Source organism: Streptomyces antibioticus (assembly GCF_002019855.1).
Classification (GTDB): domain Bacteria; phylum Actinomycetota; class Actinomycetes; order Streptomycetales; family Streptomycetaceae; genus Streptomyces; species Streptomyces antibioticus_B.
In genome coordinates, this window is the sequence record NZ_CM007717.1 from 4,649,776 (window position 1) to 4,675,558 (window position 25,783).

The following is a 25,783-nucleotide window of genomic DNA, read 5'->3' on the forward strand; positions in this document are numbered from 1 at the left end:
ATCTCTGGAAAGATGGGGCCGACGACGACGTCGAACCCCCAGGTCTAGGTCAGGGCCGTAGTACGCCAGATACGCCAGATCGCCCACCCGCACATACCAAGGAGCGGACAGATGCCCATCGCAACCCCCGAGGTCTACAACGAGATGCTCGACCGGGCGAAGGCAGGCAAGTTCGCCTACCCGGCCATCAACGTCACCTCGAGCCAGACCCTGAACGCGGCGCTGCGCGGCTTTGCCGAGGCGGAGAGCGACGGCATCATCCAGATCTCCACCGGCGGTGCCGAGTTCCTGGGCGGTCAGTACAGCAAGGACATGGTGACGGGCGCCGTCGCCCTCGCCGAGTACGCGCACATCATCGCCGAGAAGTACCCGGTCACCGTCGCCCTGCACACGGACCACTGCCCGAAGGACAAGCTCGACGGGTACGTACGTCCGCTGCTCGCGGTCTCCGAGGAGCGCGTCAAGGCCGGCCGCAACCCGCTCTTCCAGTCGCACATGTGGGACGGCTCCGCCGAGACCCTCGCCGACAACCTGGAGATCGCGCAGGAGCTCCTCGCGCGCGCCGTCGCCGCGAAGATCGTCCTCGAGGTCGAGATCACCCCGACCGGTGGCGAGGAGGACGGCGTCTCGCACGAGATCAACGACTCCCTCTACACCACCGTCGACGACGCGATCCGTACGGTCGAGGCGCTCGGCCTGGGCGACAAGGGCCGCTACCTGCTCGCCGCGTCCTTCGGCAACGTCCACGGCGTCTACAAGCCGGGCAACGTCGTGCTCCGCCCCGAGCTGCTCAAGGAGCTGAACGAGGGCGTGGCCGCGAAGTACGGCAAGCCGGCCGGCTCGCAGCCCTTCGACTTCGTCTTCCACGGCGGCTCCGGCTCCACGGAGGACGAGATCCGCACCGCGCTGGAGAACGGCGTCGTGAAGATGAACATCGACACGGACACCCAGTACGCCTTCACGCGTCCCGTGGCCGACCACATGTTCCGCAACTACGACGGCGTCCTGAAGGTCGACGGCGAGGTCGGCGACAAGAAGACCTACGACCCGCGCACCTGGGGCAAGCTGGCCGAGGCGAGCATGGCCGCGCGCGTCGTCGAGGCCGCGCAGAACCTGCGCTCGGCGGGCACGAAGATCAAGTAACCGCTCCGGCGGTGGTGCGGCGGGCCCGGCGGCCGTTCACGGCGCCGGGCTCGCCGTATGTCCGTCCACGTGGGTATACCTGGAACCATGCCCGATGTCCGGACGGCGTCGCCCCAGGGCCGGTGGATCCTGTTCACCACGGTGCTCGGCTCCAGCATGGCCCTGCTGGACTCCACCGTCGTCAACGTGGCGCTCCCGCGCATCGGCGCCGACCTCGACGCCGATCTGGCGGATCTCCAGTGGACCGTCAACGCGTACATGGTCACGCTGGCCGGGCTGATCCTGCTCGGCGGTTCGCTCGGGGACCGCTACGGGCGCCGGAAGGTCTTCGTCGTCGGGGTGGTGTGGTTCGCCGTCGCCTCGCTGCTGTGCGGTCTCGCGCCGAACGCGGCGGTACTGGTCGCCGCGCGGGCCCTCCAGGGCGTCGGGGGCGCGCTCCTCACCCCCGGTTCGCTGGCGCTGATCCAGGCGTCCTTCCACCCCGACGACCGGGGCCGGGCGGTCGGCCTGTGGTCGGGCTTCGGGGGCATCGGCGCGGCCGTCGGCCCGTTCGTGGGCGGCTGGCTGGTGGACGGCCCCGGCTGGCGCTGGGTGTTCCTGCTGAACGTGCCGCTGGCGCTGGTGTGCGTGCCGGTCGCGCTGCGGCACGTACCGGAGTCCCGCGACAGCCGCGCGCACGGCCGGTTCGACGTCCTCGGGGCGGTCCTGGGGGCGGCGGCCCTCGCCCTGGTGACGTACGCGCTGATCGAGGCGGACGAGTTCTCCCCGGCCGTCGTCGTCGCGGCGGTGGGCGGGGTGGCCGCCGGGGTCGCCTTCGTCGTCGTGGAGCGGCGGCGCGCCGATCCGATGATGCCGCCCGACATCTTCGCGTCCCGCCAGTTCACCGCCGTCAACCTGGTCACGCTGTGCGTCTACGCCGCGTTCGGCGGGTTCTTCTTCCTCGCCGTGGTCCAGCTCCAGGTCGTCTCCGGCTGGTCGGCGCTGGCGGCCGGTACGGCCCTGCTGCCGGCCACCCTGCTGATGCTGCTGCTCTCCGCCCGCTCAGGTCAGCTCGGGGAGCGGATCGGGCCGCGCATCCCGCTCACGGTCGGCCCGCTGCTGTGCGCGGCGGGCATGCTGCTGATGCTGCGCGTCGGGCCGGACGCCTCCTATGCCGCCGATGTGCTGCCCGCAGTGCTGGTCCTCGGCCTGGGCATGGTGACCCTGGTCGCCCCGCTGACCGCGACCGTGCTGGCCTCGGTGGACGTCTCGCGCGCGGGTCTGGCCAGCGGGATCAACAACGCGGCGGCCCGCGCGGCCGGCCTGGTCGCCGTCGCCGCGCTGCCCGTGCTGACCGGGATGGGCCCGGAGGCGTACCGCTCGCCGGACGCCTTCGACACGGCGTTCCGGCAGGCCATGGGGTGGTGCGCGGGGGTGCTGGTGCTGGGCTCGTTCCTCGCCTTCGCGACGGTCCGCCGGCCGGCCCCCGACTGCACCCGCCCGGAATGCCGCACCCACGGGAGTGTCATGGCTCCTCCGCTGGAGGGGCGGCCGGTGGGGAAACGGATCGGCGGGTAGGGGCTTTCCAGGGGGCCGGGTGGAAGGAGGCCGGGTGGAAGGAGGCCGGGTGGAGGGGGGCCGGGTGGAGGGGGGGGCCGGGTGGAGGGGGCCGGGTGGAGGGGGCCGGGTGGAGGCCCGACGCACGCGCGCGTGGAGGAGACTGGAGGCATGTCCATTCACGAGAACCTCCTCGGGGGTCCGCCCCCGACCCACCTCCCCGACGACCCGGAGCCGCGCGAGCTGCTCGCGAACGGCACGGCGCCCGCCGACGTCGCCGCGAAGTACCCGACGTCCTCGCTGGCCTGGGCGCAGCTCGCCGACGACGCGTTCGAGCGGGGCAGCGTGGTGGAGTCGTACGCGTACGCCCGTACGGGGTACCACCGCGGCCTGGACGCCCTGCGCCGGGGCGGCTGGAAGGGCCACGGCCCGGTGCCGTGGGAGCACGAGCCGAACCGCGGCTTCCTGCGCGCTCTGCACGCCCTCGCGCGTGCCGCGCAGTCGATCGGTGAGCAGGGCGAGTACGAGCGCTGCTCGCAGTTCCTGAAGGACTCCTCGCCGACCGCGGCGCAGACCCTCGGATAGCCGTCCCGCGTGTAGCTGTCTCACGTGTAGCTGTCCCGCGTGCGGAAAGGCCCGCCCCGGATCCGGTGTGATCAGGGCGGGCCTTGCACGAACGCGGGTGCGATGCGCAAGATGCGGGTGGGGACCGGGGCCCCCGTGTCGGTAACGGCAGGGGCGGACCGCTACCCGGAGCACAATCAGGAGACAGCGATGTCCCAGCAGGCTCAGCCCCACGAGGCTTCGGAGCCCGAGACCCCGCATCTCGACTTCGCCGGCACCACGCCGTACGAGGACTACGTCAAGGCCGACGTACTCACCCATTTGCAGCACACCCTCTCCGACGATCCCGGAGAGATGGTCTTCCTGGTGACGACCCAGGTCATGGAGCTGTGGTTCACCGTCGTCGTGCACGAGTGGGAGACCGCGGCCCGTGCCCTGCGCGCGGACGACGTGCCCGTCGCGATCGACGCGCTGAAGCGTTCCGTCCGGGAACTGGAGGCCCTGAACTCCTCCTGGCGCCCGCTCGGCCAGCTCACCCCGGCCCAGTTCAACTCCTACCGCGGCGCCCTCGGCGAGGGCTCCGGCTTCCAGTCGGCGATGTACCGGCGGATGGAGTTCCTGCTCGGCGACAAGTCCGCGTCCATGCTGGTACCGCACCGCGGCGCGCCCCGGGTCCACGCGGAGCTGGAGAAGGCCCTGCACGAGCCCAGCCTCTACGACGAGGTGCTGCGGCTGCTGGCCCGCCGCGGGTCGGAGATCCCGCAGTCCGTCCTGGAGCGGGACGTCTCGCGGCGCTACGAGCCCTCGCCCGAGGTCGAGCGCGCGTGGACGGCCGTCTACTCCGGTGACGCGAACAGCGAGGTCGCCCGTCTCGGCGAGGCGCTGACCGATGTCGCCGAACTGGTGTGGCGCTGGCGCAACGACCACCTCGTCGCCACGCGGCGTGCGATGGGCGCGAAGACCGGCACGGGCGGCTCCGCCGGGGTGGCCTGGCTGGAGAAGCGCGCGCGGAACAACGTCTTCCCCGAGCTGTGGACGGCGCGGTCCTATGTCTGACACCCCGCCCATCGTTTCTGTCACGTCTGCGTCCGATGCCGCGGACTTCGCCTTCAAGGCGCGCGAGCTGGACGCCGGTGACGCGCTGGCCGCCAAGCGCGCCGAGTTCCTCCTCGACGAGACCGTGTACCTCGACGGCAACTCGCTGGGCGCGCTGCCCGCCGCCGTCCCCGGCCGGGTCGAGGACGTCGTCCGCCGTCAGTGGGGCGAGCTGCGCATCCGCTCCTGGACGGAGAGCGGCTGGTGGACGGCGCCCGAGCGGATCGGCGACCGGATCGCCCCGCTGGTGGGCGCCGGGGCCGGGCAGATCGTGGTGGGCGACTCCACGAGCGTCAACGTCTTCAAGGCGCTCGTCGGCACGGTGCGCCTCGCGGACGCCGGCCGGGACGAGATCCTCGTCGACGCGACGACCTTCCCCACCGACGGCTACATCGCCGAGTCGGCGGCCCGGATGACCGGGCGTACGGTGCGTCCGGTGACTCCGGCGGAGGTGCCCGCGGCGCTGTCCGACCGTACGGCGGCCGTGCTGCTCAACCACGTCGACTACCGCACCGGGCGGCTGCACGATCTGCCCGGTCTCACCGCCGCCGCGCACGAGGCGGGCGCGCTCGCCGTCTGGGACCTCTGCCACAGCGCGGGCGCGCTGCCTGTCGGCCTCGACGCGCACGGCGTGGACCTGGCGGTCGGCTGCACCTACAAGTACCTGAACGGCGGCCCGGGTTCACCGGCGTACCTGTATGTGCGCCGTGAACTCCAGGACCGTTTCGACTCCCCGCTGCCCGGCTGGAACTCGCACGCCGAACCCTTCGGCATGCGGCCCGCCTACCGGCCCGCCGAGGGTGCCCTGCGCGGCCGGGTCGGCACGCCGGACATCCTGTCGATGCTCGCCCTGGAGGCGGCGCTCGACGTCTGGGACGGCGTCTCCGTCGACACCGTCCGCGCCAAGTCCCTCGCGCTGACGGACTTCTTCCTGGAGTGCGTGGCCGCGTACGTCCCCGAGGGCCGCGTCGAGTCGCTCACCCCGGTACGGCACGAGGAGCGCGGCAGCCAGGTGGCGCTGCGCTGCGCGGACGCCGGGGAGGTCATGGAGCGGCTGATCGCGCGCGGGGTGGTCGGGGACTTCCGCCACCCGGACGTGCTGCGGTTCGGGTTCACGCCGCTGTACGTCGGTTTCGGGGACGTGGAGCGGGCGGCGCGGACGCTGGCGGCTGTGCTGTAGGCGGTGAGGGGGGAGGGGGTGTGGTGCGGGGGAACGGTTCTGCCGGTTCGAGTCGACAAATCGGCAGAGCCGTCTCCCCTTCACCGTGCGTGACATCCGCATGTTCGCGCACGTCACGGGCCTGATACCGTCCCGGCCAACGGCCGGATTCTCACCTGGTCGGCCACCCCCTGCCCGTCCAAATCCGTTGAACCGCTGAGAGGTTGGAGCATGCCGGACGACGTCGTCGCTGCCCGGGCCGCCGCCGAGGAGGAGTCGGCCTTCTCGCACCCGCCGGTCGACCCCGACGCCACCGCCCCGTACGGCGACCACCCCGACCAGGTGATCGACTTCTACGCCCCGAAGACCGAGGCCGGTCCGGGCGGTGCCGCGCCGCTCGTCGTCGTCCTGCACGGCGGGGCGTGGCGCGCGCCGTACGACCGTCGGCACGTCAGCCCGTTCGCGGACTTCCTCGCCCGGCGCGGGTTCGCCGTGGCCAGCGTGGAGTACCGGCGCGGGCCGGCCGACGCCGCACCCGCCGTTGCCGCATCCGCCGTCGCCGGGCGCTGGCCGGACACCTTCGACGATGTCGCCGCCGCCCTCGACGCGGTTCCGGCGCTGGTGGCGAAGGTCCTGCCCCAGGCCGACGCCCGGCGCGTGGTCCTCACCGGGCATTCGGCGGGCGGCCACCTCGCCCTGTGGGCGGCGGCCCGGCATGTGCTGCCGCCCGGTGCGCCCTGGCGGGCCGACGGCCCCGTCCCCCTGCGGGGCGTGGTCGCCCTCGCCCCGATCGCGGACTTCGCGGTCGCGGAGAAGCTGGACGTCTGCGGCGGCGCGGTCCGCCAACTCCTGGGCGGCGAGCAGCACTTCGAGGAGCGGCGGCCGTACGCCGACCCCGCGCTCCTGCTGCCGACCGGCATCGCCACGACCCTGGTCCAGGGACGCACGGACCTCGTCGTACCGCAGGCGGTCGCCGAGGCGTACGCGGACGCGGCGGCGAAGGCGGGCGAGGTGGTCGGTCTGACCCTGCTGGAGGACGTCGGCCACTTCCCGCTGATCGACCCGGCGGCGGACGCGTGCGCGGTGGTGGCGGAGGAGATCGCGCAGTTGGCTTGGTGAGGGTGGGGGCGGGGGTCGGGGTGAGGGTCGGGGTGGGGGCGAGGGTGTCCCGGTGGCGTCGGTGTCCGAGGGGCCCCCGTCGTACCCGTAGTACCTGAGAGCTACGGCGGAGAACGGCTCCCCGGTGGGACGCGGGTGACGGCTGATGATCCGTAACTTCCCAGTCAGGCAGGCCCGATGAGCGGGCCGACCGGCGGGGGAGGGGCGGGATGGCAGCGGTCGAAGGACGTGCCGAGGGAGGAACGGCTCGCGGGCGGGGCGGGTTCCGAGGAGCGGATCACGGACGTGCCGGGTTCCGAGGAACGGCTCGCGGACGGGGCGGGTTCCGCTGGAGCCGTTGGGTACGGCTGCTGCTCGCCGGGCTCGTCACCGCCGCCGTGGTCGTCCCGCTCACCGCAGCGGTCCGCCCCCGCATCCCCGCCCCGGCACCCGCCAGCCTCGGCCCCCTGACGGCGGGCACGCTGGAGGAGGCGTACACCGCCAACCGGGCCAACGCCGCACTGGCCGCGCGGATGGCCGAGGCGCACGGCGACCGGCATCGCGCCGCGTCCGACCGGACCCTGGCCTCCCCCTCCCGCAAGCTGCTCGCCTTCGACGGCAGAGGCGCGGGCCGCGCCGTGGAGGTGTTCGGCGACCTCGCGCACGCGGACCGCACGGCCGTCCTCGTCCCCGGCTCGGACACCTCGCTGGACACCTACGAGCGCTTCCACCGGGCCGCCGCAGCCATGCACAGACAGCTCGCCCGGGAGGCTCCGCCCGGCACCCGGACCGCCGTGGTGGCCTGGCTCGGCTACACCACACCGGGCACGGTCAGCACCACGGCGATCACCCCGGACCGCGCCGCCGAAGCCGCCCCGGCACTACGGGCGTTCGTGCGTGAACTGCGGTCCGTCAGCGGGCCGAAGGCCCAGGTCACCCTCCTGTGCCACTCGTACGGCACGGTCGTGTGCGGCCGTGCCGCGCCCCGGCTCGAGGTGTCCGACATCGTCCTGCTGGGCAGCCCGGGCACGGGCGTGGACTCGGCGGCGGACCTGCGCACCGACGCGCGGATCTGGGCCGCGATCGGAGGCGGCGACTGGGTGGAGAACGTCCCGCACGTCAGCGCCGGCCTGTTCGGCACGACCGTCGGCTTCGGCACCGACCCGGTGTCCCCGTCCTTCGGTGCCCGGGTCTTCGCCGCCGGACCCGGCGGGCACAGCGACTACTTCGCTCCGGGCTCGGTCTGTCTGGCCAACCTCGCCCGGATCGTCCTCGGCGAGACCGCGGAGGTGACCGGTGCGTGAGCCGACGACGATCAGGCGGGCGGCCGTCCGGATCGACGCCGCCACCCCGCCCGGGCGGGACCGTGCGGTGGACGCCCTGCGGGCCCTGGCGATCGGCGGGGTCGTCCTGGGCCACTGGCTGGTGACGGCGCTCGTCGCGGACGGCGGCGCGCTGCGTGCCGCGAGCCCGCTCGGGCACATGCCCTGGCTGGCCCCGGTGTCATGGGTGTTCCAGACGCTGGCGGTGTTCTTCATGGTGGGCGGCCATGTGGCGACCCGCGGTCTTGCCTCGGCCCACACCCGCGCGGGCGTTCACGGCCGGATCCACGCCGGTGTCCACCGCACCTGGCTGGCGGCCCGGTTGAAGCGTCTGTTCAGGCCGGTCCTCGCGGTCCTCGCGGTGTGGTCGGTCGCCGCGGCCGGGCTGCTGCTCGGCGGCGCGTCGTTCGTCACCGTGCACACCGTCGTCAAACTGGCGCTGTCCCCGATGTGGTTCCTGCTGGTGTTCGCGGTGCTGACGGCGGCGACGCCGTTGCTGGCCCGGCTCAGTCCGCTGTGGCCGCTGGCCGTCGTCCTCCATGTCGACCTGGTGCGGTTCGGTCTGGGCGGTCCCGCCTGGCTCGGCTGGGTGAACGTCCTCGCGGGCTGGCTGGTGCCGTACACCCTGGGCGCCGCCTGGGCCCGGGGTGAGCTGGAGCGGCCGCGCGCGGCCTGGACCCTGCTGCTCGGCGGTGCGGTGACGACGGCGGTCCTGGTCGGTTTCGCCGGCTATCCGGCGTCGATGGTCGGCGTGCCCGGCGCGGCCGTCTCCAACCTCGACCCGCCGACGCTGGCCGCCGTCACCTTCGGTCTCGCCCAGTGCGGACTGGCGCTGCTGCTGCGCGACCGGCTGCGCCGCGTGATGCGCCGTCCCCTGGCCTGGGCGGCCGTGGCGCTGGTGAACCTCTCCGCGATGACGGTGTTCCTCTGGCACCAGACGGCTCTGATGGCCACCACCGCCCTGGGCCTCCTCGTCGGCAGACTGCCCGGCCTGCACACGGTCCCCGACGGACCGGCCTGGGCCGCGCTCCGGCTGCTGTGGCTGCCGGTGTTCGCGCTGGTGCTAGGGGTTTGCCGGGCGGCGTTCCACGGCTTCGAGAGCGGCGGAGGGCGGCGCACCCGGCGTGATCGGCACGGCCGGAGCGGCGCGGACCGTCGTGACCGGTCGCGGGTCGTACTGACCGGCGGGCGGCGGGAATTGGTGGACGCGCGGAGGGCACGGCGTGACTAGGGTGAGGCGGACGAACGGGGTGGAGAGAGTGCTGACCAGGGTGCAGAGCTGGATGATCCGGGCCCTGCGGATCCTGCGTGACGACCTGTGGACGGCCAAGGCCGACCCCCTCCCGCCGTCCGTCTGGCTGAGGTGGCTGCCGCACGGCCTGGTCTGTCTGGTCGCGCTCGGTACGACGATCGCCAACCTCGACCAGTTGGCGGACCGCTACCGGCTCGGGCCGCAGTTCGGCACGTTGTGCGCGCTCGCGCAGGGCGGTGCGGTGGTGCTGGCGCTGTGGCGTCCGGTGCCTGCCTGGTGGCTGTCGCTCACGGTGTGGGCGCTGACCGCCCTGGGGGCCCGCGGGGAGCTGCTCGCCGATCTCCCCTCCCTCGGCGGCGGGCTCCTGGACCCGCCGCGGCCGGCCGGGCATCCGGAGCTGCCGGGCTGGCCGTGGGGCCCGCCCGGCATGGTCGCGCACTGCGTGGTGCTGCTGCTGCTCGCCCTGCGGGTGCGCACCAGGGTGGCGGTGGAGGCACTGGTGCTGACCGCGCTGCTCACGTACCTGATCCAGGGGGGAATCGGCGGCGCGAACCACACGCCGACCGGTGTGCTGGCGGTGGCGCTGTTCGCGGTCGTGGTCCTCATAGGCGCCGCCCTGCGCGGCCGTCGGGAGGCCCGTCACGAACTGGTGGAACAGGCCGGCATCACCGCCGAGGAGCGGGCCCGGCGGACCCTGCTGGAGGAACGCAACCGCATCGCACGGGAGTTGCACGACGTGGTCGCGCACCACATGTCGGTGATCTCCATCCAGGCCCAGGTCGCCCCCCACCTCGTGGAGAACCCGTCGGAGGAGCTGAAGGAAAACCTCGCCGGCATCCGGCAGAACGCCCTGGAGGCCCTCGCCGAACTGCGCCGGGTGCTCGGCGTGCTGCGGTCCGAGAACCCCGAGGACCCCTACGGTCTCGGCGCGGCCGGCACCGGTGCCGCGCCGGACACCCCGCAGCCCACCCTCGACCGGCTCGACGCCCTGCTCGACAACACCCGGGCCGCCGGGCTCGACGTCACCTCCGTCGTCGCGGGCGAGGCGGCGGCGTACCCGCCGGGCGTGCAGCTCTCGGCGTACCGGATCGTGCAGGAGGCGCTGAGCAACGCGCTGCGGCACGCGCCGGGTTCGGCGGTGCGTGTCACGGTCAGCCACATGGCCGACGGGCTGTATCTGGAGATACTCAACTCCCGCCCCGAGGCCCCGGTGCGGCCCTCCCCGGGCGCCGGGCACGGTCTGCTCGGCATGCGGGAGCGGGCCGTGATGCTAGGCGGGCATGTGATGGCCCATCCGACGCTGCACGGCGGGTTCATCGTCTCGGCGTTCCTCCCGAAGGACGGCGTCAAGCCGCCGGTCCGGGACCTGGACCCACCGCCCGGCCTGGAGCTGATCTTCCCGGACGACGACCCGCCCCCGACAGCAGACGGCGACCCGCCCTCGACAGCAGACGGCGACTCGTCCCCGACCGCAGACGTGAAACCCCCGGCAGGAGAAGCAGGAGACCAGCGACGATGACCAGCGGTGCCACCATCCGTGTACTGATCGCCGACGACCAGCAGATGGTCCGGCAGGGCTTCACCGTGCTGCTCGACGCCCATCCGGGCATCGAGGTGATCGGGCAGGCGGTGGACGGGGTGGACGCGGTCGCCCGGGCCGCCGAACTCTCCCCGGACGTCGTCCTGATGGACATCCGGATGCCCGAGATGGGCGGCATCGAGGCGACCCGGATCATCACCGCCGCCCACCCCGGCACGAGAGTGCTGGTGCTCACCACCTTCGACCTCGACGAGTACGTGTACGAGGCGCTGCGCGCCGGGGCGTCCGGGTTTCTGCTCAAGGACGCCTCCGCGGACCAGCTCGCCGAGGCGGTCCGGGTGGTGGCGGCCGGCGACGCGCTGCTCGCGCCCGGCGTCACCCGCAAGCTGATCGCGGAGTTCTCCCGGCTGAACGGCACCCCGAGGGCGCCCCTGAAGGAGCGCGTCGGGGATCTCACTGAACGCGAGACGGAGGTGCTCACCCTGATCGCGCAGGGCCTGTCCAACGCGGAGATCGCCCGGCACCTCTTCGTCGCCGAGCAGACCGTCAAGACGCACGTGGGCCGGATCCTGGTGAAGCTGGGCCTGCGGGACCGTACGCAGGCGGCGATGTTCGCGTACGAATCGGGGCTGGTGAGACCCTCGGGACACTGAGCGGGCCGCATGCCGCGGCGCTCTTGAGGGGCCTCCCGTCAGCCCCGTAGTACTTGAGGCGGACGCCCTGGAACCCCTCTTGCTGGTGACGACCGCGGTACCCTCCTCCGCCTACCGTTTTCACCGTGACCGAGACGACGCAGACGCACATGACGCCACAGGACGACCCGCACGGCGCCTATCAGCCGAGGAGCCCGGAGATCCGGGCGGCCATGGACGCCCTGCGCGGCATGCGGCAGGACCTCTTCCTCGACGCCTTCGCCTACCGCCCGCTGCCCCGCAGGGAGCCCAAGGGCCCGGTCAGCGGCCGGCTCAAGGGCCGCAAGCGGGAGTACGCCACCTGGTCGCGGCACGCTCTGGTGGTGGCGGGCGCGCTGCTGACGATGATGGTCGCCTGGGGGGCCGGTGGGGGCACCGGTTTCTCCACGGTGATCGGTCTGCTCGCGGTGGCGCCGGTGCTGCTGACGCTGGTGCGGCCGGTCGGCGCGTTCTGGCTGTCGCTGGTCTCGACCGTGGTCGTCGGCGCCGTCGGCAGCTCGTCCGGCGACTACCCCTGGCCGCCGCCGAGCTTCGTCTCGCACCTGCTGGTGCTCACGGTCGTCGCGATACGCACCCGGCCGCGCACGGCGGCCTGGATGTGGGTGCTGACCGCGTTCTACGGTTTCGTCGCCGAGACGGCGTTCCAGAGCTACTACGGGTCGAACGCCGCGCCGATGCTGGTGCTCTCCGCGATCCTCCTGCTGGCGGTCACCGTGTGGCACATCCGCCGGCAGGCCGAGGAGGACGTGTCGGCCCAGCAGACGGTGACCGCGGTGGAGCGTTCCCGGCGCACGCTGCTGGAGGAGCGCACCACCATCGCCCGTGAGCTGCACGACGTGGTCGCGCACCACATGTCGGTGGTCGCCATCCAGGCCGAGGCCGCCCCCTACCGGGTGGAGAACCCGCCGGAGGAGCTGGAGCGGGCGTTCGCCATCATCCGGGAGAACGCGGTGGCGGCCCTCACCGAACTGCGCCGGGTCCTGGGCGTGGTCCGCGCCGAGGACTACGAGGCGCCGGACACCCCGCAGCCCACCCTGGCCGACCTGGAGGGCCTGCTGTCCAACGTCCGGGAGACGGGCCTGGCCGTGGAGAAGACGGTCACCGGGGCGGTCCGCGAGCTTCCCCAGGGTGTGGAGCTGTCGGCGTACCGGATCGTGCAGGAGGCGCTGAGCAACAGCCTGCGGCACGCGCCCGGCGCGGGCGCCCGGGTCGAGATCGGCTATGTGCTCGGCGGGCTGGGGCTGCGGATAGTCAACGACCCGCCGCCCAACCCGTCCCTGGTCAAGCCGTCGCCCGGCGCGGGGCACGGCATCACGGGGATGCGCGAGCGGGTCACCATGCTGAACGGCGAGATGACGGCGGAGCCGACCCCGGCGGGCGGTTACGAGGTGACGGTGTTCCTGCCGGTGCCTCCCGTGAGCGAGGGTGCGGCATGACGATCCGGGTACTGATCGCGGACGACCAGATGATGGTGCGCGAGGGCTTCTCCGTCCTGCTGAACGCGATGCCGGACATCGAGGTCGTCGGCGAGGCGGTCAACGGCCGTGAGGCGGTCGAGCGGGTCCGGGAACTCTCCCCGGACGTGGTCCTGATGGACATCCGGATGCCGGAGCTGAACGGCATCGAGGCGACCCGGGAGATCGTGGCGGCGGACGGCGCGGCGAAGGTCCTGGTGCTGACCACCTTCGACCTGGACGAGTACGTCTACCAGGCGCTGCGGGCGGGAGCCTCGGGTTTCCTGCTCAAGGACGCCTCGGCCCGGCAACTGGCGGACGGGGTGCGGGTGGTGGCGTCCGGCGAGGCGCTCCTCGCGCCCTCCGTCACCCGGCGTCTGATCACCGAGTTCTCCAAGCTCGCGGACGTCCCCCGGCTCGCCCCCGCCCAGGCGTCCTACGGCGACCTCACCGAGCGCGAGACGGAGGTGCTGGTCCTGATCGCCCACGGTCTGTCCAACGTCGAGATCGCGGGCCGGCTGGTGGTCGCGGAGTCCACCATCAAGACCCACGTCAGCCGGATCCTGGTGAAGCTGGGCCTGCGCGACCGCACCCAGGCAGCCGTCTTCGCCTACGAGGCCCGCCTGGTGACACCGGGCTAGGCCGGGTACCGGGCCAGTGCCGCCGCCCGGGACTCAGTGTGGCAGCGGGCGGTGCGGTGGGTGGGACCACCCTGGTCAGCGGGCCCCTGAGCGGCTAGCGTCCGTGCATGGCAGCAGTCGACGAGCTTCGTTTCGATCCCTGGGACCCGGCGTTCGTGGCCGACCCGTATCCGGCCTACGCCGAGCTGCGGGAGCGCGGGCGGGTGATCCGGTACGGGCCGACGGACCAGTGGCTGGTGCCGCACCACGCGGACGTGTCGGCGCTGCTGCGGGACCGGCGGCTGGGCCGGACCTACCAGCACCGGTTCACGCACGAGGACTTCGGGCGGACCGCGCCGCCGGCCGAGCACGAGCCGTTCCACACGCTGAACGACCACGGGATGCTCGACCTGGAGCCCCCGGACCACACCCGGATCCGGCGGCTGGTGTCGAAGGCGTTCACGCCCCGCACGGTCGAGCGGCTCAAGCCGTATGTGGCCGGGCTCGCCGGGGAACTGGTCGACCGGCTGGTGGAGGCGGGCGGCGGGGATCTGCTCGCCGATGTCGCCGAGCCGCTGCCGGTCGCGGTGATCGCCGAGATGCTGGGCATCCCGGAGTCGGACCGGGCACCCCTGCGGCCCTGGTCGGCGGACATCTGCGGGATGTACGAGCTGAACCCCTCCGAGGAGACGGCGGCGCGGGCGGTGCGGGCGTCGGTCGAGTTCTCGGACTATCTGCGCGAGCTGATCGCGGCCCGCCGCAAGGAGCCGGGCGACGACCTGATGTCGGGCCTGATCGAGGCGCACGACGAGGGCGACCGGCTCACCGAGCAGGAGCTGATCTCCACGGCCGTGCTGCTGCTGAACGCGGGGCACGAGGCGACGGTCAACGCCACCGTCAACGGCTGGTGGGCGCTCTTCCGCAACCCGGACCAGCTCGCGGCCCTGCGCGCCGACCACACCCTGGTCCCCTCCGCCGTGGAGGAGCTGATGCGCTACGACACCCCGCTCCAGCTCTTCGAGCGCTGGGTGCTGGACGACATCGAGATCGACGGCACGACGATCCCGAGGGGCGCGGAGATCGCCATGCTCTTCGGGTCGGCCAACCACGACCCGGCCGTCTTCGACCGCCCCGAGCGGCTGGACCTCACCCGCGCCGACAACCCGCACATCTCGTTCAGCGCCGGTATCCACTACTGCATCGGCGCCCCGCTGGCCCGGATCGAGCTGGCCGCCTCGATGACGGCCCTCCTGGAGCGCGCCCCCGGCCTGGCCCTCGCCTCCGAACCCCGCCGCAAGCCGAACTTCGTGATCCGGGGACTGGAGGGCCTCGACGTCACCGTGTGAGCCGGAGGCCAACAGCCGTCAGCCAACAGCCGTCAGTCGGAAGAGCCTCAGGTCGTCACGTCCCGGCGCCGCAGGCCCACCAGCCCGCCCGCCACCAGCAGCACCGCGAGCCCCGTCAGGACCAGCACCGGCCGCCACTCCATCTCCCCGCCCGGCAGCTTGGGCAGATGGCCGAAGGGTGACAGGTCCAGCACCGCGCGCGGGGCGTCCAGGGCCGGGCCGACCCAGCCGATCAGCAGGACCGCGCCCGCCACGCCCCACGCGGCGGGCGCGAGCCGTGGGGCGGTCCCGTACAGCAGGACCGTGAGTCCGCCGATCACCCACACCGCGGGGAGCTGCACCAGACAGGCGCCCAGGACCGGGCCCGCCCGGTCGCCGAGGTCCCCGACCAGGCCGAGGCCGGTCAGGAAGCCGAGGCCGGCGAGCAGCATGATCAGGGCCGCGCCGCCGAAGGCGATCACCAGATGGCCGGCGGCCCAGCGCAGCCGTCCGACCGCGTTCGCGAGCACGGGTTCGGCGCGTCCGGAGGTCTCCTCGCCGTGCAGCCGCAGCACCGATCCCACGATGTAGAGCGAGGCGATGAGGCCGAGCATGCCGATCATCGAGGCGAGGAAGGTGTCCGTGAGCCCCGCCGTGCCGCCCATCCGCTCGAAGATCTCGCGGGCCTTGTCGTTGTCGCGGACCAGGTCGGCGGCGCCGTCCGTGAGTCCGCCGTAGACCACGCCGGCCAGCAGGAAGCCGACGCTCCAGCCGGTCACCGCGCCCCGCTGGAGCCGCCGGGCGAGGGCGCCCGCCGAGCCCAGGCGGCCGGACGCCGGTCCCGGCCGGGTCGGCAGGAAGCTCATGCCGACGTCCCGGCGCCCGGCCAGCACATAGGCGACGGTGGTCTGGAGCGCGATGGCGGCGGCGAACAGGCCCAGCACCCACCAGCGTTCGCCGGCGTAGGGCCGCAGGTTCTCCAGCCAGCCGAGCGGGGACAGCCAGGTCAGCGGCGAGGAGCCGTCCGCGCGCGCCGAGTCGCCCGCCGCGCGCAGCACGAACGCCGCGCCGAGCACCGCCGCCGTGAGCCCCCGGGCGAGCCGCGCGCTCTCGGTGAGCTGCGCGACGATCGCGGCGGTCGTCGCGAACAGCACCCCCACCCCGGCGAGCCCCAGCCCGAACGCCGCCGCCCCCGCCGCACCCCGGTCGGCCAGACCGGCGGTCACCAGCAGCGCGAGCACGCCGTTCGCGACCCCGGCCGCGAGCAGTGCCGCCGTCAGCGAGGCCCGGCGGCCGACCACACCGGAGGCGATCAGCTCCGCCCGGCCGCTCTCCTCCTCGTCCCGGGTGTGCCGTACGACGACCAGCAGGCCGGTCACGGCGGCCAGCGCGCCCGCGTACACGCCGACCCGCCAGGCGGTGAGCGCGCCGACGGAGTCGCCGAAGACCGGTCCGATCAGGGCGCGCAGGGAGGCGTTGGTGTCCATCTGGCGCAGCAGGTCCGCGCGGTCGGCGGGGCTGTCGTAGAGGCTCTCCAGGGTGCCCGGCATGGAGAGGACCATCAGGGCGTTGACGGCCACCCAGACCGGGATCATCAGCCGGTCGCGGCGGAGCGCGAAGCGCAGCAGGGTGCCGGTGCCGGTGAGGGCGGTCATCGGGCCGTCACCTCGTCGTCCCGGTAGTGGCGGAGGAAGAGTTCCTCCAGCGTCGGCGGGGTCGAGGTCAGCGACTGTACGCCGGAGGCGGTCAACGACCGCAGCACGGCGTCCAGTTGATCGGTGTCGACCTGCAACCGCACCCGCTTGCCCTGGATGTCGAGGTCGTGCACCCCGGGCAGCCCGGTCAACCCGTTTGGCTCGGTGGCGAGTTCGGCGGTCACGCTGGTCCGGGTGAGATGGCGCAGGTCGGCCAGGGAGCCCGTCTCGACGGTGCGGCCCTTGCGGATGATGCTGACCCGGTCGCACAACTCCTCGACCTCGCTGAGGATGTGGGAGGAGAGCAGCACCGTGCGCCCCTTCGCCCGCTCCTCCTCGACGCACGTCCGGAAGACCTCCTCCATCAACGGGTCGAGGCCCGAGGTCGGTTCGTCCAGGACGATCAGGTCGACGTCCGAGGCGAACGCGGCGACCAGCGCGACCTTCTGCCGGTTGCCTTTGGAGTAGGCGCGGCCCTTCTTCGTCGGGTCCAGCTCGAAGCGGGCGGTCAGCTCGGCGCGGCGGGCGGGGTCCAGGCCCCCGCGCAGCCTGCCGTACAGGTCGATGACCTCACCGCCGGAGAGGTTGCGCCACAGGGTGACGTCGCCGGGGACGTAGGCGATACGGCGGTGCAGGTCGACCGCGTCGGCCCAGGGGTCGCGGCCGAGGACCCGGGCGGTGCCGGCGTCGGCCCGCAGCAGGCCGAGCAGCACCCGGATGGCGGTCGACTTGCCGGCGCCGTTCGGGCCCAGGAAGCCGTGCACCTCACCGGAGGCGACCTCCAGGTCGAGGCCGTCGAGGGCGTGGGTGCGGCCGAAGGACTTGTGCAGTCCGGAGACGGTGATGGCCTTCGTCATGCTCCGAACGTACGCTTCTTTCAGAAATTTGTGAAGTTAAGGAAGTGCGTGAACCGAAGTTAGGATGAGGCGTATGAGCGAGAGCGGGCGGGACGCGGAGGCGGTGTCGAGGTTCGTCGAGGGCTTCGCGGCCCAGCTCGTCGAGGCCGGGATGCAGCGGATGCCCGCCCGGGTGTTCGCCGCGCTGCTCTCCTCCGACGAGGGCGTGCTCAGCTCCGCCGAACTCGGCGAACAGCTACGGATCAGCCCCGCGGCGGTCTCGGGCGCGGTGCGCTACCTCGCCCAGACCCACATGGTCTCCCGCGAGCGGGAACCCGGCTCGCGCCGTGAGCGCTACCGGGTGCGCGGCGACCAGTGGTACGAGGCCCTGACCAACCGTGAGGCGGTCATCAAGCGCTGGGAGGCCGCCCTGCGCGACGGCGTGGCGAGCCTCGGCGCGGATACGCCCGCGGGCCGCCGGATGGCCGAGACCCTCGCCTTCTTCGAGTTCGTCGAGGGCGAGGTCGCGGCCATGATGGAACGCTGGCGCACCCATCGCGAGCAGCTCTTCGGCGAGAGCCGGGGCACGCCCTGAGCGCGAGGTCTCACCGCTCCGGCAGCATCAGCCCCAGCGCCCCCTCCCGCACCGTCCACGTCCGTCGCCGTACCGGACCCGCCACCGACGCGTCCGCGCGGTAGCGGAAGTCCGCCCCGGAGACGGTCACGGTCCGCCCCCGGGCCTCGATCGGCGCCGCGTCCGCGCCCAGCGACAGCGGCCGGACGACCACCTCCGCCGTACCGGAGGCGCCCGGTGTCACCGAGACGGCCTCCACCGGCTGGTCCAGGTCGACCAGCGTCTCCCCGTCCACCTCGACCCGCAGCCGGGCGGGGCCGGGCGACGGCGGGGCCGCGGCGAGCCGCGACGGCCGGGCGGTCCGGGAGTGCGCGAGGGTGCGGACCAGGGAGTGCAGCCAGGGCCGCCCGTGCGGCCCGCCGCCGGAGGACGGAGCGCCGGAGGAACCGGCGCCGGACGGATCCGCCGCCGAGGACTCCGCCGGCAGCGGCGGGATCCGCAGCGCGCCGAGGACCACCCCGTCGCTGTCGTCCACCAGCACGTCGAGACGCCGCTCGGTGCCGTCCAGGACGGCCCGGGCCGCCGCCACCGCGCCCGTGGGCACCCCCAGCGCGTGCGCGACGCCCAGCACCGGGCCCACCGGCACCACCGACAGCACGCATCCGGCCAGTTCCCGGCGCCGGTGCAGCAGGGCCACCGTCCGCACCAGCGCACGGTCGTCACCGATCAGTACCGGCCGCCGGGACCCTCGCCGCTGGAGCATCCGGGCGAACTCCTCGGGGCTCTCCGGCAGACAGACCTTCGTACTCGCCGCACCCGCGCCGAGCACGTCTTTCGCGATCCGTACGGACTCCCCGTCCGTGCTCCGAGCGACCGGATCGATGATCACCAGTAGCTGGTCCGGCGTCGCGAAAGTCGCCACCTCGGTCCTGCCTCGCTTCCTCGGGTAGCATCTTTGTGCAAGAGCCCCTTGCGCTATTGCGCCAGGGGCTTCGTCTATTCCGGGGCATCCGGGTCCGACGGTGTGCGACCGGCGACGGTCGCGGTGCGGCCAACGACGGTCGCCGAGCTGCGGCCAACGACGGTCGCGGTGCACGCGGTGGTGTGAAAAGCCGCCGCGTACGCCCCTGACCTTGGACATGCCCCACCCGGAAGGGGTGTACGCGCGTGCCCGCACTTGTGCTGCTCGGTGCTCAGTGGGGTGACGAAGGCAAGGGAAAGGCCACCGATCTGCTCGGTGGCTCGGTGGACTACGTAGTGCGCTACCAGGGCGGCAACAACGCCGGCCACACGGTCGTCGTCGGTGACCAGAAGTACGCACTCCACCTCCTCCCTTCCGGGATCCTCTCCCCCGGCTGTACGCCGGTCATCGGAAACGGCGTCGTCGTCGACCCGTCGGTCCTGCTCTCCGAGCTGAGCGGTCTGAACGAGCGCGGAGTCGACACGTCGAAGCTGCTCATCAGCGGCAACGCGCACATCATCACGCCCTACAACGTCACTGTCGACAAGGTGACGGAACGCTTCCTCGGAAAGCGCAAGATCGGCACCACCGGCCGCGGCATCGGCCCGACCTACGCCGACAAGATCAACCGGGTCGGCATCCGGGTCCAGGACCTCTACGACGAGTCGATCCTGACCCAGAAGGTCGAGGCGGCGCTCGACGGCAAGAACCAGCTCCTGACCAAGCTGTACAACCGGCGCGCGATCGCCGTCGACCAGGTCGTCGAGGAACTGCTCGGTTACGCGGAGAAGCTCGCTCCGTACGTCACCGACACGGTCCTGGTCCTCAACCAGGCGCTGGACGACGACAAGGTCGTCCTCTTCGAGGGCGGTCAGGGCACGCTCCTCGACATCGACCACGGCACGTACCCCTTCGTCACCTCCTCGAACCCGACCGCGGGCGGCGCCTGCACGGGCGCGGGCGTGGGCCCGACGAAGATCAGCCGGGTCATCGGCATCCTGAAGGCTTACACGACCCGCGTCGGCTCGGGCCCGTTCCCGACCGAGCTGTTCGACGAGGACGGCGAGGCGCTGCGCCGCATCGGCGGCGAGCGGGGCGTCACCACCGGCCGGGACCGCCGCTGCGGCTGGTTCGACGCGGTCATCGCCCGCTACGCGACCCGGGTGAACGGCCTGACGGACTTCTTCCTCACCAAGCTCGACGTCCTCACCGGCTGGGAGCAGATCCCGGTCTGCGTGGCGTACGAGATCGACGGCAAGCGCGTCGAGGAACTCCCGTACTCGCAGTCCGACTTCCACCATGCGAAGCCGGTCTACGAGACCCTGCCGGGCTGGTCCGAGGACATCACGAAGGCCAAGTCGTTCTCCGACCTGCCGAAGAACGCGCAGAACTACGTCAAGGCGCTGGAGGAGATGTCCGGCGCCCCGATCTCCGCGATCGGCGTGGGCCCGGGCCGGGACGAGACGATCGAGATCAACTCGTTCCTGTAGGCCAGGTGACGGGCGTTCCGGCGAAGGACAATCGAGAGATGAGCGTCCACCGGAACGCCCGCTGCCGCGGCCCCTACGGCGGTGAGGGCGACCAGGCCGGCGGGACCGGCTGTGACGACCCCGCCGTCTTCGAGGTCGCCCGGTACCGGCTGCCCGCGCTGCGGGTCTGCGCGGTGCATCTGGGGCCCTGTCTGCTGCTGGCGAGCGGGGTGCTGTGGCCGCCGGAGATCACGCTGATCGGCCGGCCCTGACCCGCCCGTGCAACTGTTCGACCCCTGGTGATCGTCTGTCCCCCCGACGGAAGGGGGCGGCGATGATCGGGACCCGGCTCAAGGGGCTGGCGCTGCTCGCGCTGTCCGTGCTCGCCGCGCTGGGCTGCCGGGCGGCCTTCACCACCTGGCTGGTCTCGGACCGCGTCACCTACCGGGCCTACGAGACGGCCCCGCCCTGCCCCGGCAGCGCGCCCGTGCGGGCCTACGAGGACTGTCTGCGGACGGTGACGTTCACCGTCGACGCCACGAAGGTCGACCGGGGGAAGAGGGGCGGACTCCGCGCGACCCTGTCCGGCACCCCCTACTGGGACGGTGGCGTGGTCTTCGGCGATCCCGGCCCGGTGCTGGAGGAGCTGCGGCCCGGGGACCGGATCACCGGCACGGTCTGGCGCGGCGAGGTCGTGTCGATCGCCGAGAGCGACGCCCGCGGCGTCCGCCAGCGCACCTCCGACGCCCCGCGCGACGAACCCCAGATGCCGGCCGCACTCGGTACCGGCCTCGGCCTGCTGGCCGCCCTGGCGCTGGTGTTCGGCGGCGCGCGGCTGCTGGGACCGGGCCCGAACCCGTGGTTCGCCTGGCGGCCGTACGGCAGGCGGCTGCTGATCCTGACGGTGAGCGTGTCCGTCGCCCTGGGGCTCCTCGGCGTGTGGACCGGCCTGGCCTGGTGGCTGGTCCCGGCCGTCGAGGCGGTGGTGGTCTCTCTGGGGGCCGTGCTGATCTACGGCTGGGACCGGCCGGAGGGTGATGTCCGGCAAACCGGAATAACCTGAAACTGCCGCAATCTCCCGGAGAAGGTGAGCGCGATGCGCGTACTGCTCAAGGCGAGCATGGACACGGAGAAGGCGAACGAGGCGATCCGCAACGGCACGCTGGGCAAGCTGATGCAGGAGACGATGGAGCAGATCAAGCCCGAGGCCGCCTATTTCACCACCGACCACGGCCGGCGCACCGCCTTCATCGTCTTCGACCTGGAGGACCCCTCCAAGCTGCCGGTGATCAGCGAGCCGTTCTTCCTCAACCTCAACGGCGAGCTGACCTACAGCCCGGTGATGGACATGGCGGACGTGCAGAAGGGCCTCTCGGAGCTGGGGCGTTGAGCCGCACGGCCGGCCTCTAGCTGAACACGATCATCGATCCCTGGGCCAGGCTCCGGGTCGCCGCCGCGTGCAGTCCGAGCCAGACGTGCCGCTCGCGCGCGAAGGGGCTCGGGTCGTAGGGCGCCGGGACGGCGGGCTCCTCCAACTCCGTGGGCGCGGACGGCGCCTGCGGTGCGGAGGGCGGGTTCGCCGGATCGATCCCGATGGCCGGCGCGACGAACTCCAGTTCCCGCAGCAGGGCCTGCGCGGAGCCCAACGGGCCGCCCCCGGCGAGCAGTTCGTCGTTGGCCAGCGGCTGCGGGAAGTCCACCGGGACGTACGCGCCCGCGTGGTCGTAGTGCCAGACCAGATGCGACTGCTGGGCCGTCGACTCGAACATCTCCAGGAGCTGTTCGTAGTCGCCGCCCAGCTCGTCCACGGGGGTCACCGGCAGTCCGCAGACCTGGAGCAGATAGACGCGGCGCAGGAAGTGCAGGGCGTCGTAGTCGAAGCCGGCCACCGGGGCGACCTCGCCGGACAGGCCCGGCATGTACTGGAACACCGGCACCGGGGGGAGCCCCGAGGCGGCCAGCACGTCGTTGTACTGCGCGAGTTCGTCGGCGAAGGGGTTGTCGGGGGTGTGGCACAACACGTCGACGAGCGGTACCAGCCACAGGTCACAGGCCAAAGAGAGCTCCTCACTCAGCGGGTCGGCGGCAGCGGGCCGGTGTCACCCGGTGTACCCCATGGTGCGTCGGACAGTCATCGGACAGTCAGGGAAGAGTAGTCGGTACAGCCCCTCTCAGCTCCTCCCGTGCAGGTCCCATACCCACACTCCGCCCACCCGCCCCCCGCGGCGGCCCACGAGCTTGTCGACCGTCTCGCGCAGCGCGTCCGCGTGCGGCTGCGGCCCGAGCACCAGCGCCCCCGCCCGCCAGTACGCCAGGTCCGCCCGCGCCGCGGCCCGCGCGCCGTCGTCGACGACCGGGACGACACCGGTCTGCCGGACGTCGTGCAGCAGACCGGCCGTGAACCGCATCGGGACGCCGTAGACACCGCTGCGGTCGCCGTCGCCGTAGGGGCCGTTGAAGTAGCCGCCGGGCATCCGGAAGCCCAGGCCGGTGGCGGTCTGCCAGTGCAGGGCCTCGGCGTCGGCGGGTTCGGCGAGCGGCACCGGGACCAGGGTCTCGCCGTCGCGGACGTACGACCGCCAGGTCCCGTCGGTGAAGAAGGCGGGCACCTCGGCGCGCGGCTCGGACCGCAGCGGGGCGGGGACGAGCGGGAGCAGCGCGAGGCAGACGACGGCCAGTCCGGCGTACCGGGTGCCGGGGCGGCGGGCGTGGGTGAGGCGGTCGACGGCCAGGGCGAGCAGCATGCCGAGCGGCGGGGCGCAGACCAGCGCGACCCGGCTCTCGATGACCGACTCGAACAGCGGCCGCCCGGCCAGGAGCGCCCACGGTCCGGGGACCGTGACCTGGGTGAACGGGACGTGCACGGCGGAGCCCAGGGAGAGCACGGCGGCGGCGAGCGCGGTGAGGGCCAGCGCGACGACGACGGGCCGCCGCCGCAGCCGTACGGTGATCGCGAGGGCGAGCAGGACCAGGGGCCAGCCGTAGAAGGCGTTCTGTTCGGTCGGGTTGAGGGACAGGGCGTCGGCGCGGGCCGCGTCGCCCGCGAGCAGGGAGCGCTCGGCGAACGTGAGCAGCGCGCGCACGGTGTTGGCGGTGCCCGGCCCGTGCTCGATCCCGGTGTAGCTCTGCGGTCCCGAGAACTGCCAGGCCAGCGGGTAGACGACGAGCGGCAGACAGACGGCGGCGGCCACCGCCAGACCGCGCAGCAGCGGCCGTACGGCGGTGCGCGCCACGTCCGGGCGTACGGCGGCGTGGGCGAGGGCGAACAGCAGCATGCCCAGCGCGGCGAGCAGCAGGGCCTCCTCGCCCAGGAAGAGCTGGTAGGCCGCCATCAGGCCGAGGACGACCGCGTCCCGGGTCCGCGCTGTGCCGGCGCTGGTGAGGCGCAGGGCGCGTTCGACGATCGGCGGGATCATGAACAGGACGACGAAGTTGGGGTGCGCGTTGGCGTGACTGACCAACGGGGGCGCGAACGCGGCGAGCGCGGCGCCGGTGAAGGCGGCCGCGCGCCCCCGGACGAGCCGGCGCAGGATCAGCCGGTACCAGGCGGCGGCGGTGGCGGCCAGGCCCAGCACCATCACCAGGCTGAGCGTGACGGCCGGGCCGAGGAGCAGGGTGACGGGCGTGAGGGGGACCGACAGGCCCGGCATGGTGGTGTTGGCCATCAGGTTCACCCCGTCGGGGAAGCCCTGGAGGCCGGTGAAGAGCGGGTTGCGCAGATGCGCCACGTTGTCGGCGGTCACCGCGAAGAACCACTCCCACTGGTTCTGGTCCTGGAGGGAGTCGGTGAGATAGCGGTGGGCCGGGTCGAACACGCGCCCCGAGTACAGCGCGACGGACAGGACCAGGAAGAGGGCGACGGCCAGGGCGTCCGCGGGCCGTACGGAGGGGAGCCGCAGCCGTACCAGGTCGCGCAGGAACCGCGGGTAGTCCAGCGGGCGGACCTTGGAGCCGGGCCGGTGCGACCAGTGCACCGGGACCTCCGCGACCGGCCATCCGGCCCGCCGGAAGTGGCGCAGCACCTCCACGTCCACGGCCCAGCCGTCCAGCCGGGAGGCGGCGAACGCGGTGCGGGCCTTGTCGCCGTCGAACAGCTTGAAGCCGCACTGGGTGTCGCGGATGCCGCGCAGGGTGGTCCCGCGTATGAGGAAGTTGCCCGCGGTGCCGAGGAGTTCGCGGATCCGGCGCTGGCGCGCGCCGAGCGTGGCGCCCGGCACCGCACGGGAGCCGATCGCCGCCGCGCGGCCCTCGGACAGCGCCCGCTCCAGATGCGCCAACTCCTCGACGGGCGCGGCGAGATCGGCGTCCATGACGAGGATCCGGCGGCCCCGGCTCGCGGCGATCCCGAGCCGCAGGGCGTGCCCCTTGCCCCGGTTCACCGGGTCGCCGACGAGCCGGATCCGGGGGTCCCGTCGGCCGGTGACCACCTCGCGGGTGCCGTCGGTGGAGCCGTCGTCGGCGACCACGACCTCCCAACTCCCGCCGGACGCCCCGAGATACCGGGTGACGGCGTCGAGGGTGGGGCCGATCCGCTGCTCCTCGTCGTAGGCGGGGACGACGACGGACAGGTCGGGGACGGCGGTGCCGGAGGGGGCCGGTGGGGGGTCGGCCGGTGCCGTGTGGGCCGGTGGAGGGTCGGCCGGTGCCGTGTGGGCCGGTGCGGGGCCGGGGAGGTCGCCCGCCCGCTGTTCCAGCGCGCCCTCCGCGCTCATCCGGCCGCCAGGCGCTCGATCAGCGCGACGGAGTCGGCGTTGTACGCGGCGAGCATCGCGCGGGCGGTGCCGGTGTCCTGGCGGTACAGGGCGTCCACGAGGTCGGTGTGCCCGGACCACAGATGACCGCGCAGATCGCTCAGCCGGCGCAGATGCTGCACCGTGCACACCCAGGTCTGCACCCGCAGCCGGTGCAGGAAGTCGGCGAGGTAGGGGTTGCCGAACAGGGCGGACAGCTCCCGCCAGAAGCGCAGGTCGTAGCCGATCAGCACGGTGAGGTCGCCGGCGGTCGCGGCCCGCTGGGCCTCCTCGCCGCGCCGCCGCACCCCGGCGACGGCGGCCGCTATCCGGGGGTCGTCGGGGTGGTGGAAGCGTTCGCTGTCCTGCTCCATGCGCAGGAACATCCCCTCGATGATCAGGGCGCGGGCCTCGATCATGCCCCGGTAGTCGGCGACCGAGTACGCGTGCACCCGGAAGCCGCGGTGCTGGTCGGCCTCCAGCAGCCCCTGCGCCGAGAGGTCCACCAGCGCCTCGCGGACCGGGGTGGCGGAGACGCCGTACTGCTCGGCGATCTCCTTGACGGTGAACTCCTGCCCGGCCTGGAGCCGTCCCGCCAGCACCTCGTCGCGGAGCGCGTCGGCGATCTGCTGCCGCAGGGTGCTGCGCGTCACGGCGCCGTTGCCACTGCTGCCGGGCATGTTCGGGGTGTCTCCCTCGTACGGGTCGATGGCGTGCTC

General features: G+C 72.9%; 24 protein-coding genes. 18 read left to right on the top strand and 6 right to left on the bottom strand.

The window, feature by feature from the left end:
- Window positions 1-111 precede the first annotated feature (111 nt).
- From fbaA to AFM16_RS21135, 13 genes are all read left to right on the top strand, one after another.
- A complete protein-coding gene (gene fbaA / locus AFM16_RS21075; protein ID WP_030781960.1) occupies window positions 112-1,143 on the top strand; it encodes a class II fructose-bisphosphate aldolase in 1,032 nt (343 codons plus the stop codon).
- Window positions 1,144-1,230: 87 nt separating this feature from the next.
- On the top strand, window positions 1,231-2,700 hold the full coding sequence (locus tag AFM16_RS21080; protein ID WP_078634265.1) for an MFS transporter: 1,470 nt from the start codon (window positions 1,231-1,233) through the stop codon (window positions 2,698-2,700).
- Window positions 2,701-2,850: 150 nt separating this feature from the next.
- Complete coding sequence (locus AFM16_RS21085; protein WP_030781965.1) at window positions 2,851-3,264, top strand: DUF3151 domain-containing protein; 414 nt, start codon at window positions 2,851-2,853, stop codon at window positions 3,262-3,264.
- A gap of 189 nt (window positions 3,265-3,453) precedes the next feature.
- Window positions 3,454-4,299 (top strand): tryptophan 2,3-dioxygenase family protein, encoded by an 846-nt coding sequence (locus AFM16_RS21090; protein WP_078634266.1) that lies wholly within the window; start codon window positions 3,454-3,456, stop codon window positions 4,297-4,299.
- The gene (kynU, locus tag AFM16_RS21095) at window positions 4,292-5,518 is read left to right on the top strand and encodes a kynureninase (RefSeq protein WP_078634267.1); all 1,227 of its coding nucleotides are present in this window, start codon (window positions 4,292-4,294) and stop codon (window positions 5,516-5,518) included. The genes AFM16_RS21090 and kynU overlap by 8 nt, the downstream gene beginning before the upstream one ends.
- Window positions 5,519-5,728: 210 nt before the next feature.
- Window positions 5,729-6,616, top strand: coding sequence for an alpha/beta hydrolase (locus tag AFM16_RS21100; RefSeq protein ID WP_078634268.1), 888 nt, complete (start codon window positions 5,729-5,731; stop codon window positions 6,614-6,616).
- 209 nt (window positions 6,617-6,825) lie between these two features.
- On the top strand, window positions 6,826-7,899 hold the full coding sequence (locus AFM16_RS21105; protein ID WP_078634269.1) for an alpha/beta hydrolase: 1,074 nt from the start codon (window positions 6,826-6,828) through the stop codon (window positions 7,897-7,899).
- Complete coding sequence (locus tag AFM16_RS21110; RefSeq protein ID WP_078634270.1) at window positions 7,892-9,148, top strand: acyltransferase family protein; 1,257 nt, start codon at window positions 7,892-7,894, stop codon at window positions 9,146-9,148. Before AFM16_RS21105 ends, AFM16_RS21110 begins: the two co-directional genes overlap by 8 nt.
- Window positions 9,149-9,200: 52 nt before the next feature.
- On the top strand, window positions 9,201-10,688 hold the full coding sequence (locus AFM16_RS21115; RefSeq protein ID WP_078637040.1) for a sensor histidine kinase: 1,488 nt from the start codon (window positions 9,201-9,203) through the stop codon (window positions 10,686-10,688).
- On the top strand, window positions 10,685-11,362 hold the full coding sequence (locus AFM16_RS21120; protein WP_078634271.1) for a response regulator: 678 nt from the start codon (window positions 10,685-10,687) through the stop codon (window positions 11,360-11,362). Before AFM16_RS21115 ends, AFM16_RS21120 begins: the two co-directional genes overlap by 4 nt.
- Before the next feature lie 125 nt (window positions 11,363-11,487).
- Window positions 11,488-12,837: a sensor histidine kinase gene (locus AFM16_RS21125; RefSeq protein WP_030781991.1), complete on the top strand. Its 1,350-nt coding sequence runs from the start codon at window positions 11,488-11,490 to the stop codon at window positions 12,835-12,837.
- Window positions 12,834-13,496 carry a response regulator gene (locus AFM16_RS21130; protein ID WP_030781993.1) on the top strand — a complete coding sequence of 221 codons (663 nt, stop codon included), beginning with the start codon at window positions 12,834-12,836 and terminating at the stop codon, window positions 13,494-13,496. The genes AFM16_RS21125 and AFM16_RS21130 overlap by 4 nt, the downstream gene beginning before the upstream one ends.
- 107 nt (window positions 13,497-13,603) lie before the next feature.
- Window positions 13,604-14,821: a cytochrome P450 gene (locus AFM16_RS21135; RefSeq protein WP_078634273.1), complete on the top strand. Its 1,218-nt coding sequence runs from the start codon at window positions 13,604-13,606 to the stop codon at window positions 14,819-14,821.
- Window positions 14,822-14,868: 47 nt separating this feature from the next.
- Here AFM16_RS21135 and AFM16_RS21140 read toward each other — a convergent pair whose 3' ends face one another.
- Window positions 14,869-16,455 (bottom strand): ABC transporter permease, encoded by a 1,587-nt coding sequence (locus AFM16_RS21140; RefSeq protein ID WP_078634274.1) that lies wholly within the window; start codon window positions 16,453-16,455, stop codon window positions 14,869-14,871.
- The gene (locus AFM16_RS21145; protein WP_078634275.1) at window positions 16,452-17,351 is read right to left on the bottom strand and encodes an ABC transporter ATP-binding protein; all 900 of its coding nucleotides are present in this window, start codon (window positions 17,349-17,351) and stop codon (window positions 16,452-16,454) included. Before AFM16_RS21145 ends, AFM16_RS21140 begins: the two co-directional genes overlap by 4 nt.
- Window positions 17,352-17,424: 73 nt before the next feature.
- Between AFM16_RS21145 and AFM16_RS21150 the strand changes: the two genes are divergently transcribed.
- On the top strand, window positions 17,425-17,925 hold the full coding sequence (locus tag AFM16_RS21150) for a GbsR/MarR family transcriptional regulator (protein ID WP_078634276.1): 501 nt from the start codon (window positions 17,425-17,427) through the stop codon (window positions 17,923-17,925).
- A gap of 10 nt (window positions 17,926-17,935) precedes the next feature.
- Here the strand turns inward: AFM16_RS21150 and AFM16_RS21155 are convergent, their stop codons facing one another.
- Entirely contained in the window at window positions 17,936-18,826 is an 891-nt protein-coding gene (locus AFM16_RS21155; protein ID WP_078634277.1) for a diacylglycerol kinase, read from the bottom strand.
- 245 nt (window positions 18,827-19,071) lie between these two features.
- Between AFM16_RS21155 and AFM16_RS21160 the strand changes: the two genes are divergently transcribed.
- The 4 genes from AFM16_RS21160 (at window position 19,072) to AFM16_RS21175 (ending at window position 21,724) form a co-directional block, all read left to right on the top strand.
- Complete coding sequence (locus tag AFM16_RS21160) at window positions 19,072-20,355, top strand: adenylosuccinate synthase (protein ID WP_030782010.1); 1,284 nt, start codon at window positions 19,072-19,074, stop codon at window positions 20,353-20,355.
- Window positions 20,356-20,393: 38 nt separating this feature from the next.
- Window positions 20,394-20,606, top strand: coding sequence for a hypothetical protein (locus AFM16_RS21165; protein WP_030782103.1), 213 nt, complete (start codon window positions 20,394-20,396; stop codon window positions 20,604-20,606).
- Window positions 20,607-20,668: 62 nt separating this feature from the next.
- Window positions 20,669-21,397 (top strand): hypothetical protein, encoded by a 729-nt coding sequence (locus AFM16_RS21170; protein WP_078634278.1) that lies wholly within the window; start codon window positions 20,669-20,671, stop codon window positions 21,395-21,397.
- Window positions 21,398-21,430: 33 nt separating this feature from the next.
- Window positions 21,431-21,724, top strand: coding sequence for a DUF3303 family protein (locus AFM16_RS21175; RefSeq protein ID WP_078634279.1), 294 nt, complete (start codon window positions 21,431-21,433; stop codon window positions 21,722-21,724).
- Between the two features lie 16 nt (window positions 21,725-21,740).
- On the opposite strand, the gene AFM16_RS21180 is transcribed toward AFM16_RS21175, so the two are convergent.
- From AFM16_RS21180 to AFM16_RS21190, 3 genes are all read right to left on the bottom strand, one after another.
- A complete protein-coding gene (locus AFM16_RS21180) occupies window positions 21,741-22,391 on the bottom strand; it encodes a putative DNA-mimic protein (RefSeq protein WP_030782020.1) in 651 nt (216 codons plus the stop codon).
- A 114-nt stretch (window positions 22,392-22,505) separates the two neighbouring features.
- Window positions 22,506-25,046: a dolichyl-phosphate beta-glucosyltransferase gene (locus AFM16_RS21185; protein ID WP_078634280.1), complete on the bottom strand. Its 2,541-nt coding sequence runs from the start codon at window positions 25,044-25,046 to the stop codon at window positions 22,506-22,508.
- Window positions 25,043-25,744 (bottom strand): GntR family transcriptional regulator, encoded by a 702-nt coding sequence (locus AFM16_RS21190; protein ID WP_030782026.1) that lies wholly within the window; start codon window positions 25,742-25,744, stop codon window positions 25,043-25,045. The genes AFM16_RS21185 and AFM16_RS21190 overlap by 4 nt, the downstream gene beginning before the upstream one ends.
- Window positions 25,745-25,783 lie beyond the last annotated feature (39 nt).

Bases quoted from the DNA above. Each gene is read 5' to 3' on its own strand.
- AFM16_RS21190 (WP_030782026.1), bottom strand. From the start codon at position 25,744: ATGCCCGGCAGCAGTGGCAACGGCGCCGTGACGCGCAGCACCCTGCGG.
- AFM16_RS21120 (WP_078634271.1), top strand. From the start codon at position 10,685: ATGACCAGCGGTGCCACCATCCGTGTACTGATCGCCGACGACCAGCAG.
- AFM16_RS21085 (WP_030781965.1), top strand. From the start codon at position 2,851: ATGTCCATTCACGAGAACCTCCTCGGGGGTCCGCCCCCGACCCACCTC.
- AFM16_RS21165 (WP_030782103.1), top strand. From the start codon at position 20,394: ATGAGCGTCCACCGGAACGCCCGCTGCCGCGGCCCCTACGGCGGTGAG.
- AFM16_RS21185 (WP_078634280.1), bottom strand. From the start codon at position 25,046: ATGAGCGCGGAGGGCGCGCTGGAACAGCGGGCGGGCGACCTCCCCGGC.
- AFM16_RS21145 (WP_078634275.1), bottom strand. From the start codon at position 17,351: ATGACGAAGGCCATCACCGTCTCCGGACTGCACAAGTCCTTCGGCCGC.
- AFM16_RS21140 (WP_078634274.1), bottom strand. From the start codon at position 16,455: ATGACCGCCCTCACCGGCACCGGCACCCTGCTGCGCTTCGCGCTCCGC.
- AFM16_RS21150 (WP_078634276.1), top strand. From the start codon at position 17,425: ATGAGCGAGAGCGGGCGGGACGCGGAGGCGGTGTCGAGGTTCGTCGAG.
- kynU (WP_078634267.1), top strand. From the start codon at position 4,292: ATGTCTGACACCCCGCCCATCGTTTCTGTCACGTCTGCGTCCGATGCC.
- AFM16_RS21105 (WP_078634269.1), top strand. From the start codon at position 6,826: ATGGCAGCGGTCGAAGGACGTGCCGAGGGAGGAACGGCTCGCGGGCGG.
- fbaA (WP_030781960.1), top strand. From the start codon at position 112: ATGCCCATCGCAACCCCCGAGGTCTACAACGAGATGCTCGACCGGGCG.
- AFM16_RS21115 (WP_078637040.1), top strand. From the start codon at position 9,201: ATGATCCGGGCCCTGCGGATCCTGCGTGACGACCTGTGGACGGCCAAG.
- AFM16_RS21170 (WP_078634278.1), top strand. From the start codon at position 20,669: ATGATCGGGACCCGGCTCAAGGGGCTGGCGCTGCTCGCGCTGTCCGTG.
- AFM16_RS21090 (WP_078634266.1), top strand. From the start codon at position 3,454: ATGTCCCAGCAGGCTCAGCCCCACGAGGCTTCGGAGCCCGAGACCCCG.
- AFM16_RS21080 (WP_078634265.1), top strand. From the start codon at position 1,231: ATGCCCGATGTCCGGACGGCGTCGCCCCAGGGCCGGTGGATCCTGTTC.
- AFM16_RS21100 (WP_078634268.1), top strand. From the start codon at position 5,729: ATGCCGGACGACGTCGTCGCTGCCCGGGCCGCCGCCGAGGAGGAGTCG.
- AFM16_RS21175 (WP_078634279.1), top strand. From the start codon at position 21,431: ATGCGCGTACTGCTCAAGGCGAGCATGGACACGGAGAAGGCGAACGAG.
- AFM16_RS21135 (WP_078634273.1), top strand. From the start codon at position 13,604: ATGGCAGCAGTCGACGAGCTTCGTTTCGATCCCTGGGACCCGGCGTTC.
- AFM16_RS21130 (WP_030781993.1), top strand. From the start codon at position 12,834: ATGACGATCCGGGTACTGATCGCGGACGACCAGATGATGGTGCGCGAG.